Annotated in this window: 13 protein-coding genes; 4 read left to right on the top strand and 9 right to left on the bottom strand. The window is 71.1% G+C overall.

Annotation, left to right across the window (positions count from 1 at the left end; all coding sequences use genetic code 11):
- Positions 1 to 64: 64 nt before the first annotated feature.
- Positions 65 to 244 (bottom strand): CsbD family protein, encoded by a 180-nt coding sequence (locus OG435_RS03720; RefSeq protein WP_266875263.1) that lies wholly within the window; start codon positions 242 to 244, stop codon positions 65 to 67.
- A gap of 193 nt (positions 245 to 437) precedes the next feature.
- On the opposite strand from OG435_RS03720, the gene OG435_RS03715 reads away from it, so the two are divergent.
- Positions 438 to 761, top strand: coding sequence for a plasmid stabilization protein (locus OG435_RS03715; protein ID WP_266875262.1), 324 nt, complete (start codon positions 438 to 440; stop codon positions 759 to 761).
- Positions 762 to 807: 46 nt separating this feature from the next.
- Here the strand turns inward: OG435_RS03715 and OG435_RS03710 are convergent, their stop codons facing one another.
- Both OG435_RS03710 and OG435_RS03705 read right to left on the bottom strand, forming a co-directional pair.
- Entirely contained in the window at positions 808 to 1044 is a 237-nt protein-coding gene (locus tag OG435_RS03710; RefSeq protein WP_266875261.1) for a DUF6213 family protein, read from the bottom strand.
- A gap of 85 nt (positions 1045 to 1129) precedes the next feature.
- The gene (locus OG435_RS03705) at positions 1130 to 1285 is read right to left on the bottom strand and encodes a DUF6131 family protein (protein ID WP_266875260.1); all 156 of its coding nucleotides are present in this window, start codon (positions 1283 to 1285) and stop codon (positions 1130 to 1132) included.
- Positions 1286 to 1651: 366 nt separating this feature from the next.
- Here OG435_RS03705 and OG435_RS03700 point away from each other — a divergent pair, with 366 nt between their 5' ends.
- Positions 1652 to 2920 (top strand): MFS transporter, encoded by a 1269-nt coding sequence (locus OG435_RS03700; protein WP_266875259.1) that lies wholly within the window; start codon positions 1652 to 1654, stop codon positions 2918 to 2920.
- Here the strand turns inward: OG435_RS03700 and OG435_RS03695 are convergent.
- From OG435_RS03695 to OG435_RS03680, 4 genes are all read right to left on the bottom strand, one after another.
- Positions 2868 to 3284 carry a GNAT family N-acetyltransferase gene (locus tag OG435_RS03695; RefSeq protein WP_266875258.1) on the bottom strand — a complete coding sequence of 139 codons (417 nt, stop codon included), beginning with the start codon at positions 3282 to 3284 and terminating at the stop codon, positions 2868 to 2870. The two genes, OG435_RS03700 and OG435_RS03695, sit on opposite strands and share 53 nt — an antisense overlap.
- A gap of 162 nt (positions 3285 to 3446) precedes the next feature.
- Positions 3447 to 4277, bottom strand: coding sequence for an HAD family hydrolase (locus tag OG435_RS03690; RefSeq protein ID WP_266875257.1), 831 nt, complete (start codon positions 4275 to 4277; stop codon positions 3447 to 3449).
- Between the two features lie 120 nt (positions 4278 to 4397).
- A complete protein-coding gene (locus OG435_RS03685; RefSeq protein WP_266875256.1) occupies positions 4398 to 5804 on the bottom strand; it encodes a glycoside hydrolase family 1 protein in 1407 nt (468 codons plus the stop codon).
- Between the two features lie 98 nt (positions 5805 to 5902).
- A complete protein-coding gene (locus tag OG435_RS03680; protein WP_266875255.1) occupies positions 5903 to 7822 on the bottom strand; it encodes a beta-glucoside-specific PTS transporter subunit IIABC in 1920 nt (639 codons plus the stop codon).
- A 394-nt stretch (positions 7823 to 8216) separates the two neighbouring features.
- On the opposite strand from OG435_RS03680, the gene surE reads away from it, so the two are divergent.
- Both surE and OG435_RS03670 read left to right on the top strand, forming a co-directional pair.
- A complete protein-coding gene (surE, locus tag OG435_RS03675; RefSeq protein ID WP_266875254.1) occupies positions 8217 to 9305 on the top strand; it encodes a 5'/3'-nucleotidase SurE in 1089 nt (362 codons plus the stop codon).
- A 59-nt stretch (positions 9306 to 9364) separates the two neighbouring features.
- Positions 9365 to 10081: a 6-phosphogluconolactonase gene (locus tag OG435_RS03670; RefSeq protein WP_266875253.1), complete on the top strand. Its 717-nt coding sequence runs from the start codon at positions 9365 to 9367 to the stop codon at positions 10079 to 10081.
- Between the two features lie 47 nt (positions 10082 to 10128).
- Here the strand turns inward: OG435_RS03670 and OG435_RS03665 are convergent, their stop codons facing one another.
- Positions 10129 to 11460: a putative Ig domain-containing protein gene (locus tag OG435_RS03665; protein ID WP_266875252.1), complete on the bottom strand. Its 1332-nt coding sequence runs from the start codon at positions 11458 to 11460 to the stop codon at positions 10129 to 10131.
- A gap of 137 nt (positions 11461 to 11597) precedes the next feature.
- Positions 11598 to 12491: a LysR family transcriptional regulator gene (locus OG435_RS03660; protein WP_266875251.1), complete on the bottom strand. Its 894-nt coding sequence runs from the start codon at positions 12489 to 12491 to the stop codon at positions 11598 to 11600.
- Positions 12492 to 12588 lie beyond the last annotated feature (97 nt).

The following is a 12588-nucleotide window of genomic DNA, read 5'->3' as shown; positions in this document are numbered from 1 at the left end:
GCCGCCTCCGTGGCAGGGGGAGGCGGCCCGGCTGGATCGTGCTCACCGCGCTCGTGCGGCATCGTCAGCGCTGTCCCTTGGCCTTCTTCATCTTGTTCGCGGCGTCGGAGGCCATTTCCTCGGCCTTGCCGGCCATCCGCTCGGTGCTTCCCTCCGCCTGCATGCGCTTGTCGTCCATCGTGTCGCCGAGGGTCTCCTTGAGCTTTCCCTTGGCCTGCTTCGCCTTAGCCTTCGCCTTGCTCATGACGCGTTCTTCCTTCCTGAGGGGGTACTGCTGCCACCATGCGACAGGGGGGACCGGGCTGCAATATGAGGCGAATCGCCCGGTATTCCGGTCGGCCGGAGAGGCCCGCAGAGGTGGGAGTCCGGGAGGAGTGCGGTGCGCGGCCCCGGGTAGGCGACCCGTATGCCCCTGTCCCCCAGGTCGAGGAGCGGTCATGCCCCGTGGTTCTAGTCCCAAGCGGGAACGTCAGTACGAGCACATCAAGGAGAGCGTCGAGCGGCGCGGCGAGAGTGCCGAGCGGGCGAAGGAGATCGCCGCGCGGACCGTCAACAAGGAACGGGCCCGTTCCGGGGAGTCGGAGACGGCGAGCAGGAGCTCCGTCGAGGACATTTCCTCGGCCAGGCGCGGCGGGCTGCACTCGCACCGGGGGACGCAGGGGCCGACGTACGACCAGCTCTACGCGGAGGCCAAGCGGCGCAATCTGCACGGCCGTTCCTCCATGGACAAGGCCGGGCTGAAGCGCGCACTCGGATACTGACGCGCACCCGGATGCTGACGGCGACTCACGGCCCGGTTCGGTGTCCTTACGGATGGGGGGCGGCCGAAGTGAAGCCGATGCATTCGACGTCGATCTGATCGGCGAGTTCGGTCAGTACGCCCGCCAGGTCCCGGACGGTCCGCTCGTCGCCGAACATCTCTCCGGTGTGCTCCGATTCCACCCAGTCGGCCGAGAGCCGGCGCAGGAGGCCGGTGACGTGATCGGCGGGGATCAGCAGTGCGCCGTCGTCCGCGGGGATCAGCGGTATGGACATCTGGATCATGGAACCGTCTCCAGGGAACCGTTCGCGCGTGCCGACGCGGCACGGGCGCGTCCGTGCGGGGCGGGCGCGCCCGTGCGCGTTCGCGCTACCAATAGTGCCGCCGACCTCCGACGGCGTGCCCGACGGACCCGAGCACCCACAGGACGACCCCGATGACGACGAGGATGATCCCCAGCGTCCACAGGATCGAAATGCCGAGGAGCCAGCCGACGATCAACAGGACAATGCCAAGCGCGATCATGTCGTTCTCCCATCTCGCAGGCATCCAGCAGGCTGCTTCTGCCCGGATCCCGTGCCGGAATGCGGGGGGAGGCGGCCCAGTCCTGGTGGACCCCGGAGGCTGATCCCGTGCCGGTAAGTATCTTGACGTCAAGATTGATCTCGGGCAGGCTTCCGCTGGTATCTCGATGTCGAGATACTTTCGCGGGGGCTCGGAGGCCAGGGGATGAGGCGGCGCGGTGCGGGGATCCGGAAGGGTTCGCAGGGGTGGCGGGGCGTGCGGGGGTGGCGTGGCCGGCGGAGGTGTTCGGGGCGGGGGCGGGAGTCGCGGCGCCCCGGGCTGGTGGCACAGTTGCGGCGGCCCCCGGGGGGCCGGGACGCCCGGATCATGCTGTTCGCCCAGCTCCTCGACCGCACCGGTACGGGCGTGTGGGCCGCCTCCTCGGTCCTCTACTTCACCTTCGTCCTCGGCCTGGACGCGGGCCGGATCGGCCTCCTGCTGGGAGCCGCGGCCGTGGCGGGCATCGCCGGATCGCCCCTGGCGGGGCACCTGGCCGGGCGGTTCCCGGTGCGCTCCCTGCTGATCGGCTGTCACCTGCTGCGCCTGGGAACCCTCGGCGCCCTGCTCGTGGTCACCCGCTTCGACGTGCTCCTGCCCCTGGTCGCCGTCACCTGCCTCGGGGACCGGGCGGCCAAGGCGCTGGAGATGCTCTTCGCCACGCGGGTGGCGGGTGAACGGCGCGGCACCTACCAGGCGTTGGCGCGCAGCTCGGCGAACGCCGGCTACGCGGTGGGCGCGGGCATCGCCGCGGCCGGTCTGGCGGTCGGCACCCCGGAGGCCTACCGGGCGCTGATCCTGGCCAACGCACTGTCGTTCCTCGCGGCGGCCGCGCTGGTCCGGCGCACCCGGGAACCGCGGGCCGAGGGGTGGGTGGCCGCGGGCGCGGGGGATGCGGGGGGATCGGCGGCCGGTGGGGGCGCGACCGGCCGGACGCGGGCGCCGAGTCCGTGGCGGGACCGGGGCTACCTGCGCTTCGTCCTGCTCGACATCCCCATGAACCTCGACGACTCGGTCCTGGCCGTGGGCCTGCCGCTGTGGCTGGTGGCCCGCACCGACGCGCCGCACGTCCTGGTTCCGGCCTTCCTCGTCATCAACACCGTGCTGGTCGTCGTACTCCAACTCCGCGTCTCGGCACGGTTCGAGCGGCCCCGGCAGGCCGCGGCGGCGCTCTCCGTGTACGGGCTGACCATGCTCGCCTGCTGCGTCCTCCTGGCGCTCAGCGCCGGGACCGGGGCCGTGGCCGCGTCGGTGGTGCTGCTCGCCGCGGCGGGGCTGGTCACCGGGGCGGAGCTGCTGCGGTCGGTGAGTTCCTGGGAACTGGCGGTCTCGCTCGCCCCCGAGGAGGCGCGGGCCTCGTACCTGGGAGTCGCGGGCATGGCCCAGTCCGTCCAGAAGTCCGCGGGGCCGCTGCTCCTGACCGGGGTGGTGATGACGGCCGGGCCCGCGGGCTGGCTGGCCCTCGGCGCGGGGATCGCGGTCCTGTCGGCGGTCCAGCGGCGCTCCGCGGTCCGCCGCCTGGACTCCCTCCCCGTACCGCTACCGCTCAGGCCTGGTCGGCCGGACCGTCCATCGTCCAGGCGGAGTGGTGTGCGGTGAACCCGATGTGCGGGTAGTAGTTCACGGCCGCCGGGGCCGCGAGCAGGATCAGATTGGCCTGCGGCGCCGCCTCCCGGGTGGCGCGGATCAGGTCCTTGCCCACGCCCTTGCCCTGGTACGCGGCGTCGACGGCGAGGTCGCTGAGGTAGGTGGCGTACGCGCCGTCCGTGATCGAGCGGGAGATCCCGATGAGCCGGCCGTCCTCGTCGCGGGCGACGATGACCAGGTTGGCCCCGGCGAGCATCCGGGCGAAGCGCTGGGCGTCCTCCACGGGGCGGCGTTCGGCGAGGGTGGACGCCCGGTACAGGGCGGCCGCCTCCTCCACGTCGAGGGCGCCACCGATGACCTGTTCACACTTCCACATGCTGGTGCGGCTCCTTGCTGGGTCGTTCGCTGAGTTCTTTGTACGCCAGGTTCCGCCGGCGGCCGCCCGGACGGGCCGGTATGCCTGCGCGCGCTCCGCGAGGAGGGCCCTCCCCCTGCTCACACCCTCCGTACGGTAATGGATCAGAATCGTATGTGGCTATTACCGAATCGAGGCTCCCGTGAGCGGGAGGAGGTGGCGCTCCAGGACCGCAGCCACGCCGTCCTCGTCGTTGCCGGTGGTGATCTCGTCCGCGACCGCCTTGAGGCTGTCGTGGGCGTTGGCCATGGCGACCGAACGGCCCGCCCAGGCGAACATGGGGATGTCGTTGGGCATGTCACCGAAGGCGATGGTGCTCTCCGCCGTCGCGCCCAGCGCCTCCGCGGCCAGGGCCAGGCCGGTGGCCTTCGACAGGCCGAGGGGGAGCAGCTCCACGCAGGTCGGGCCGGCCATCACCACGGTGACGAGATCACCCACCGCTTCCCGGGCGGCCTCGGTGAGCTCGTCGTCCGTCAGGTGCGGGTGCTGGATCTGGACCTTGCCGATCGGCCGGTCCCACAGCCGGGCCGCGTCGTGGACCCGTTCGATCGCGGCCGAGGCCATCGGCGGGAGCGGGAACCCGGGGCCCGTGACGATGGGATCGGCCAGCTCCAGGGGCATCACCGCCACCGAAAGCGGACCCGTACGGGCCTCCACCAGGGCCACCACGTGCGCCGCGAGCTCGCGGTCGAGGGGGACCGACGAGACGAGGGCGTCGCGCCCGGCGTCGTAGAGCTGGCCGCCCTGACCGCAGACGGCGAGGCCCCGGTAGCCGATTTCGGCCAGGGTGGGCTTGGTCCACTGGGTGACCCGCCCGGTCACGACCACGTGCCGGGCCCCGGCCGAGACGGCGGCGGCGAGGACGGCCGTGGTGCGCGCCGAGACGGTGTGGTCGCTGCGCACGAGGGTGCCGTCGAGGTCGGTGGCGATCAACTGGTAGGGGAAGCGGGTCATGGAAGAGGTCTCCTGAGTGGGGGAGGGGAGGTCGGCGGGAAGCCGGGCCGGGGGAACGCCGCGGGGCCGCCGGCCGTCCGCCGGGTGGGCGGTACGGCCGGCGGCCCGGGGCGTAGGGGATCAGAGGGAGCCGTTGCCCTTGATCAGCTGCTGGTACCAGAAGAAGCTGTCCTTGCGGATGCGGCGGAGCTCCTTGAGGTCGAACTCGTCGCGGTCGACGTAGATGAAGCCGTAGCGCTTCGCCACGCCCTGGTGGGTGGAGATCAGGTCCATGGCCGACCAGGGGTGGTAGCCGATGACGTCCACCCCGTCCGAGACGGCCAGGCGCATCTGCTCGACGTGCTCGGAGAGGTAGGCGATCCGGTAGTCGTCGTGGATCTCGCCGTCCTCGACGGTGTCGAACCCGCCCAGCCCGTTCTCGGTCACCATGACCGGCAGCCGGTAGCGGTTGTAGACGTCGCGCAGGGTGGTGCGGAAACCGACCGGGTCGATCTCCCAGCCGAACTCGGTGCGGGCCAGGTGCGGGTTGCTCACGGCCCGGAACACCCCGCTCTCGCTCACCGCGAGCTGCTGGTCGCCGCCCTCGAAGGTGACGGCGCCGTCGTCGAGGGGCGCGGCGACGGTGGCGGAGGTGTAGTAGTTCAGCGCCAGGTAGTCGGCGCGTCCGGCCGCCAGGACCTCCAGGTCCCCGTCGGCGATCTCGGGGGCGATGCCGCGCTCGGTCATCCAGGCCCAGGCCGTCGGGTTGTAGGTGCCGTACGCGGCCATGTCCAGGTACAGCCAGTTGCGGATGGCGTTGTAGTCGGAGGCCGCGAGGACGTCCTCGGGCTTGCTGCTCGCCGGGTAGACGACCGAGATGTTCGGCGCCGGGCCGATCTTGGCGGCCGGCAGCATGTCGTGGCACATCTTCGTCACACGGGCCTGGGCCACCATCATGTGGTGGTTCTGCTGGTACAGCTCGCGCTTCGGGTCGTCGGAGGTGGTCGCGCTGGTGCCGATGGCGGCGCCGTGCAGGATCATCATGTTCTGCTCGTTGATGGTCAGCCAGTGCTTGACCTTGCTGCCGTACTCCTCGAACAGCACCTCGCAGTAGCGGGCGAAGGCGTCGATGGTCGAGCGGGAGGTCCAGCCGCCCTTGTCCTGGAGGGCCTGCGGCAGGTCGAAGTGGTAGACGGTGACGACCGGTTCGATGCCGTGCGCCAGGAGGGCGTCGAAGAGGCGGTGGTAGAAGGCGATGCCGTCCGGGTTCACCGCGCCGTCGCCGTCCGGGACGATCCGGGTCCAGGCGATGGAGAGGCGGTAGGCCTTCAGGCCCAGCTCGGAGAAGAGCCGCACGTCCTCCTCGAAGCGGTGGTAGTGGTCCGCGGCGACCTTGAAGTCGGTGGTGCCCTCGGGGTAGTTGCCGCGGGCGTCCTGGACGGACGGGCCCTTGCCGTCGGTGTCCCAGGCGCCTTCCACCTGGTAGGCGGAGGTGGCGGCGCCCCAGAGGAAGTCGGGGCGGAAGGCGGCGGGGGTCTTGTGGTCCATGTGCGGATCTCCTTCGGGGGTACGTGGATCAGGGCGAGGGGTGCTGTGTGTTCCGTACGGGGTCGGCGCGCGGGACGGGCGCGCCGCGGGTCAGGGCGTCAGCCCACCGGGGCGAGTTCGCGCTCCGGGCCGAGGGACAGGAGCACCGTGCTGTGCTCGACCTCGGAGTGCTCGGTGGTCCGTACGACGCCCGTGCCGGCCGCGTCGAGGACGATCACCATCGTGGTGGTGTCGTAGCCGGCGGCCTCGACCGCGGCCAGGTCGACCTCGCCGAGCGGGTCGCCGAGCCGGACGTGATCGCCCTGCTCGACGGCGGTGGTGAAGTGCTCCCCGCCGAGCCGCACCGTGTCGATGCCGATGTGGACGAGGACCTCCACGCCCTCGGGGGAGCGGAGCCCGTAGGCGTGCGGCAGGACGCTGACGACGGTTCCGTCGATCGGGGCGTGGACCTCGCCGGAGGTCGGGGCCACGGCCGCGCCGTCACCGAGGGCGCCGGAGGCGAACGCCGGGTCCGTCACGTCGGCCAGGGCGACGACCCTGCCCTCGACGGGGGCGGCGACCTCGAAGGCCTCGGCGGCGGGGCGTTCGGGAGCGGCGCCGATCTCGGTCGCCTCGCCGGCCTCGCCGTCCTCAGCGGTTTCGGCGGCGTCCTCCGGGACGTCCTTGAAGCCCAGGGCCATGGTGAGACCGAAGGACAGGGCGGTGGCGACGCCGACACCGATCAGCTGGAGGGTGAAGCTGCCGACCTCCAGGTAGGCGGAGAGGGACAGCAGGCCGGGCACGATGTAGGCGGTCGAAGCCGAGCCGCCCGCCGAGGCGATGCCGCCGCCGACCGCGCCGGCGATGCAGGCGTAGACGAAGGGCTTCTTCAGGCGCAGGTTGACACCGTAGACCGCGGGTTCGGTGATGCCGGCGAGGAAGCTACTGACGGCGGCCGGACCGGCGAGCTTCTTCAGGCTCTTGCTGCGGGTGCGGAGCATGACCGCCAGTACGGCTGCGCCCTGCGCGGCGGAAGCGGCGACCAGCGGGCCGTAGAGGAGGGAGTGACCCTGGACGGCGAGGTCGTTGGCCATCATCGGGACCAGGCCCCAGTGGATGCCGAAGACGACCATGATCTGCCATGTGCCGCCGAGGACGGCTCCGGCGACGGCCGGGCTGAGGCCGAACAGCCACCCGATCAGGCTGGAGGCTCCCTGGCCCGCCCAGTCCGAGGCGGGGCCGATGGTGAGCAGGGTCAGCGGGACCATGAGGAGAATCGTCAGCATCGGGGAGATGAAGTTGCGGACGCTGGACGGCAGCGCCTTGTCGAGGCCGCGCTCCACGAAGCTCTGCACGTACACGGCGAGGATCACCGGGATGACGGAGGAGGCGTAGGCGACCATCACCATCGGGATCCCGAAGAAGGAGACCGGGTCACCGGCTTCGTTCAGGGCGCTGATCGAGGGGTAGACCAGCGATCCCGCGATGGCCATGGCGGTCCACTGGTTGGACCCGAACCGCTTCGCGGCGGTCACCGCCAGCAGCACCGGCAGGAAGAAGAACACGCCGTCACCGGCCGCGTTCAGGACGGTGAACTCCTGCGAGGTCTCGGCGACCAGGCCGAGCTTGGTGACCAGCACGATCGTGGCCTTGAGCAGACCCGCGCCGGCCAGCGTCCACAGGAAGGGGGTGAAGATGCTGGAGATGACGTCGACCAGCCGCGTCAGCGGATTCCCGCCCGCCTTGCCCGTGGCCGCGGCCGAGGCGTCCTTCGTCCGCGCCCTGTCGCCTCCGAGCCCGGAGATCCTGCCGATCTCGGCGTAGGCCTTGGCCACGTCGTTCCCGATGACCACCTGGAACTGGCCGCCGCTCTCGACGACCGTGATGACACCGGGGGCCGATTCGACCTCCGCTCTGTCCGCCTTCGACGGATCCTTCAGGACGAAACGCAACCGTGTGGCGCAGTGCCCCAGGGACTCCACATTCGATTCGCCACCGACGCCTTCGAGCACGGCGGGCGCCGTCTTTCCGTAATCCACGATGAGTTCTCCCTGCATCGCGTGGAACGAACCCGGAACGTCTTCGGTCCGAGGTCCCCTCAGTCTTGACGAGGTCAACGGAAGACAAAGGAAGTCGAAGGTCCCTCATGCGGCGACCTTTATGCCTTACCGACCCGGCTCATCAACAAGCTTTTTCCGCAAGCGAGTTCACTGTGCGATGACATCGCCCGGATCAGGCCGTTCGGTCCTCCGGGACGGGACTTTCAGCCCCTGTCCCCGGAGGGTCCGACGGCGGAAGAGTGCACGGGGAAGGCCCGGTATCGAGGCGTTGCCTCCCGGGCCCCCGCGACATCGGGACGCGTGCAAGAGCGGCTCGATGCACGCAAGAGCCCGACGCACCCGCGGGCTCGACGCACCCGAAGGAAGGCCCCCCATGCGCACCGTTCATCGCAAACTCCTCGCCGTGGCCGCGGCGTGCGCGCTCGCCACCACCACCGGGGCGGCGGCCTCCGCCGACTCCGTGCGGGCGCCCGCGCCCACCCGGGCATCGGGGGCGGGCCCGCTGGACGGGATGCGGATCCTCATCTCCAACGACGACGGCATCCAGGCCGCCAAGCCCAGCCACTCCGACGGACTCGGGGCCTACGAGATGCGCCGCGCACTGTGCGCCGCCGGCGCCGACGTCGTGGTGATGGCGCCGTGGCAGGTGCAGAGCGGGCGCGGAACCGCCGTCACCAACCACGGCGTACTGACGGTCCAGCAGCGGGAACGGATGCCGGCCGGCTACGAGAACGACTGCGCGGGCGCCCCCTCGGGAGCCCCCGTCTTCGGCGTCTGCCTGACGGACGGCCCGTGCGGCCCGGACTCGCCGAGCGCGACCCCCGCCGACACCGTCAAACTCGCCCCGCGCGGCGGACTCGCCGCCAAGGCGGGCTGGAGCGGCGCCCCGGACCTGGTGGTCACCGGCATCAACTCCGGGCTCAACGTGAGCTCTTCGGTCAACGACTCCGGCACGGTCGGAGCCGCGATCGCCGCCATCGACATCGGTGTCCCGGCCGTGGCCTTCAGCGCCTCCGCGAACGCGGACATGAGCGCGCACCCCGTGGAGAACTACCGTGCCACCGCCGCGTTTGGCGCGAAGTTCCTCGCCGGACTGAAGGAACACCGGCTGCTCACGGACGCGTTCGCGCTGAAGGTGGACTACCCCGACATCAGCGCCGGCGCGCAGGCCCGGCCACCCGTCTGGACCCGGGTCGGCTCGGGCGCGTACGCGTACCACGCCTACGTACAGGACGGCGGCGGGGACAGCTTCGGCATCGCCCTCGGCGACTGCGCGTCGGCGAACCCCGGCAGCACGGAATGTGTGGAGGGACGTCAGGACGCCGACTCCACGGCAGCCCTCGGCGGGGCCGTCTCGGTCACGCCCGTCACCTCGGACCGGACCTACGGGACTTCCGTCGAGGCGAAGAAGGAGCTGAAGAAGACCGAGCAGTACGTGAAGAAGTCCGCTCCGCGTCCCTGAAGACCCCTGAAGACCCCTGAAAACCAAAGACACACGAGCCACGAGAACGGGGACACCCCATGAAGATCGTCATCGCGCGGGACTACGAGGACCTCAGCCGCACCGCGGCCGACATCGTGCTCGGCGAGATGCTGCACGACCGCCGCGTCAACATGGCCCTCACCGCCGGAGCGAGCCCCGCGGGCACGTACGAGATCGTCACCGAGAGGCTGCGCCGCAACCCCGGGGCCTTCTCCGACGTCCACTTCTACAATTTCGACGAGGTGCCCCTCGCCGGGCGGGAACACGGGCTGACCCTTTCCGCGCTCCACGAGCACCTCTACGGCCCCGGCGGGGTGCCGGAGTCCCACATCCACCCGCTCACGGTCGGCAATCACGCGTCCGTCGCCCGCGAACTGCACGGGAACGGCGGACTGGACCTGATGCTGATCGGGCTCGGCGCGGACGGCCACTTCTGCGGGAACATGCCGTACGCCACGCGCTTCGACCAGGAGATCTACACCTACGAACTCAAGGACTCCTACCCCGGGTACGAGGACGCCCTGGCCTTGCTGCCGGACGGCTGTGAAGCCCCCTCGCACGTGGTGACGATGGGAGCGGCCATGCTCGCCAAGGTACGGCGCCTCGTGCTGATCGTGAGCGGCGCCGCCAAGGCGGACGCCCTCGCCGGCATGCTGGAACGCGAGATCTCGAGCGACTTCCCGGCCACGATCCTGCGCACGCACCCCAACCTCGTCGTCGTCGCCGACCGGGAGGCCGCGTCGGGGCTGGGCTGACGCGCGGGGGCGGATCCCGGGTGGTCCGGGTCCGCCCCGCGGCTCCTTCAGAACCAGGTGAGGGTGAGGGGGAAGGTGGTGGTGGCTGTGGTCGGGGTGGCATCGGTGGCGGTGGCGGTGATCTGGATCGTTCCGGTGGCCCAGGGTTTGCCGCTGATGCGGCCGGTGGTGGCGTCGAGGGTCAGGCCCCACGGCAGTCCGGTGGCGGTGTAGCGGACGGGGGGCTTTCCGCCGGTGGTGGTGAGCTGGATGGTGCAGTTCTGGTTGAACTTGCAGCTCTGGGGGCCGGGGTTGGCCAGCTTCAGGTGACCGGGGGTCGGCGTGGAGGTGGGTGTCGGCGTGGGAGTCGGGGTCGGGGTGGGTGTCGGGGTCGGAGTGGGTGTGGGTGTGGGTGTCGGCGTCGGGGTCGGCGTGCCGCCGCAGCCCGGAGTGGCCTCCGGGGGCAGCGGCACCCGCCAGATCTGGGTGTCGTTCTCCGAGCCGACCAGCAGGTTGGCGCAGTCGAGGTAGGTCACCGTCTCGCCCTGGGACTGGGCGGGCAGGGCCACGTCCGCGAGCTTGGTGCCCGAAGTGTCGTACACCGAGGCCGTGTTGACCCCCAGAGGGCCGCCGCTGCGCAGGGTGTACGAGGCCCCCGACGGGGAGAAGGCGCCGTCGGTGGCGAAGACCGGGCCCGGCCGGACGGCGGTCAGGGTGTTCAGTTGCCCGGGCGCCGGCGGCAGCGGGGCCTGGTACAACTGGCCAGTCGCGCCGATGAGTTTGCTCGCGATGTGGATCCGGCCGGTGACCGGGTCGGCGAGCAGCGATTCGGCGTCGTGCTTCCCGTCGGCATAGGCGAAGCGGTACGTCACGGGGGTCGCCGAGGCGTTGGCGAGCTGGTCGGGCTCGGCGAAGGAATGCACGGTGATCTCGGCGCGACCGCCGAAATTGTCCCCGATGTCGCCGACCAGGATCGCGGGGCGGCCCGAGGAGTCCTTTCCGATGGTCAGCCCCTCCCAGTCGGTGTTGCCGACCCCGGAGACCGTGTACGTGGCCTTGAGCAGGCCGGTGGGGCCGTTGCAGTCGATGGCGAAGACCTGGTTGGTGTTCCCGCTGTCGTTGACGGCGTAGAAGACCCCGGGGTGCTTGCGGCTCATGGCGAGCCCGCTGAGCTCGGCCAGACCTCCGGGGAGGGTGCACTGGCGCTCGGGGGCCGCGGCGGCGCCGGCAGTGCCGGTAGTGCCGAACCGGGGTGCGGACACGGACACCGCGGCGGTGGAGGCGGCATCGGCGGACCCGGCGGCGGGTCCGGTCAGCCAGGCAGCGGCCGGCAGGACCGTGGCGAGGGCCGCTGCGGCGAAGGCGGCGGCCCGCGGGGGAGTGAGGAGTAGTCGTGACATGCCCACCATGTGAGGGGGAGTCAGGTTGTGGCGCCAGGGTCAATCGCGCCCCGTTTGAGCATCGTTCAATGCCGGGTGGGCATGTCCGGCCGTCCGGAGGGACCCCTCGTCGGCCCGCCCGGGACGTCGCCCGCCGGTCATCGCGAGGGCTCGCGGATGGGTGCCTTGTGCCGGGCGTGCGCGATGAAGGCGCGGGCGGCACGGCTCAGCGGCCGGCGTGCGTGCGCGATGCCTACCGGGTGCAGCAGGGGCGGAGTGAAGGAACGTATCTCCGCCCGGCTGCCGAAGGCCCGGGCGACCACGTCGCGGTACCAGATGAGCGAGCCGCGGCCGTCGGTCACCCCCGTCACCCAGCCGAGGCGTTCGTCCACCTCCAGGCAAGGCACCGGACGGACGCCCAGACAGCTGAACATCGCCTCCATCTCGGTGCGCCGGCCGGTCCCGGGGGTGGGCAGCACCATCGGCAGCCCGTCGAGCGCGCGGAAGGGTAACGGGTCGGGCAGCGCGGACCCGACGGGGGAGATGAGCACCACCTCGCGCTCCTGGATGTAGTGGGTGGAGAGTTCCTTGTCGAGGGGGAGGTCCACGAGGGCCAACTCGCAGCGGCCCTGCGTGATTTCCTGGACCACGGCCTCGCGGCTGTCGTGCTGGTGGAGCTTGACGTCGAGGCCGGGGTGCCGTTCCGTGAAGGTCCGTACCAGCTCGGAGGCCAGATCGAGGGCCAGGGTGGGGGTGGTGACCATGGACAGGGCGGCTCTGGCACCCAGTCCGTGGGGGGTGCCGATGTCGTCGATGGCCTCCACCGCGTCGAGCACGGTGCGGGCCAGCCGGACGACCCGGGCCCCCTCCTGCGTGAGGTCCACCCCCCTTCCCCGGCGGGCGAGGAGTTCGACCCCGAGGTCGCGTTCCATGGCCTGGACGGCTCGGGACAGGGCGGACTGGGCGACGAAGACGGAGGCCGCCGCTTCGGTGATGGAACGGCAGTCGGCGACGGCGACGAGGTAGCGGAGCTGGGCGAGGGTGGGCGTCATGACCGGACGGTAACCGGGCAAGGGTGTACCTGTAAGACCGCGTCGGGTGAACAACCGTCAGACTTCACAAAGGTGCTCATGCCGGACCGGTGGCAAC

Source organism: Streptomyces sp. NBC_01264, from assembly GCF_026340675.1.
In the GTDB taxonomy this organism is placed as follows: domain Bacteria; phylum Actinomycetota; class Actinomycetes; order Streptomycetales; family Streptomycetaceae; genus Streptomyces.
Note: the sequence above shows the minus strand (reverse complement) of the source record. Positions and strands in the feature narration are given on the sequence as shown.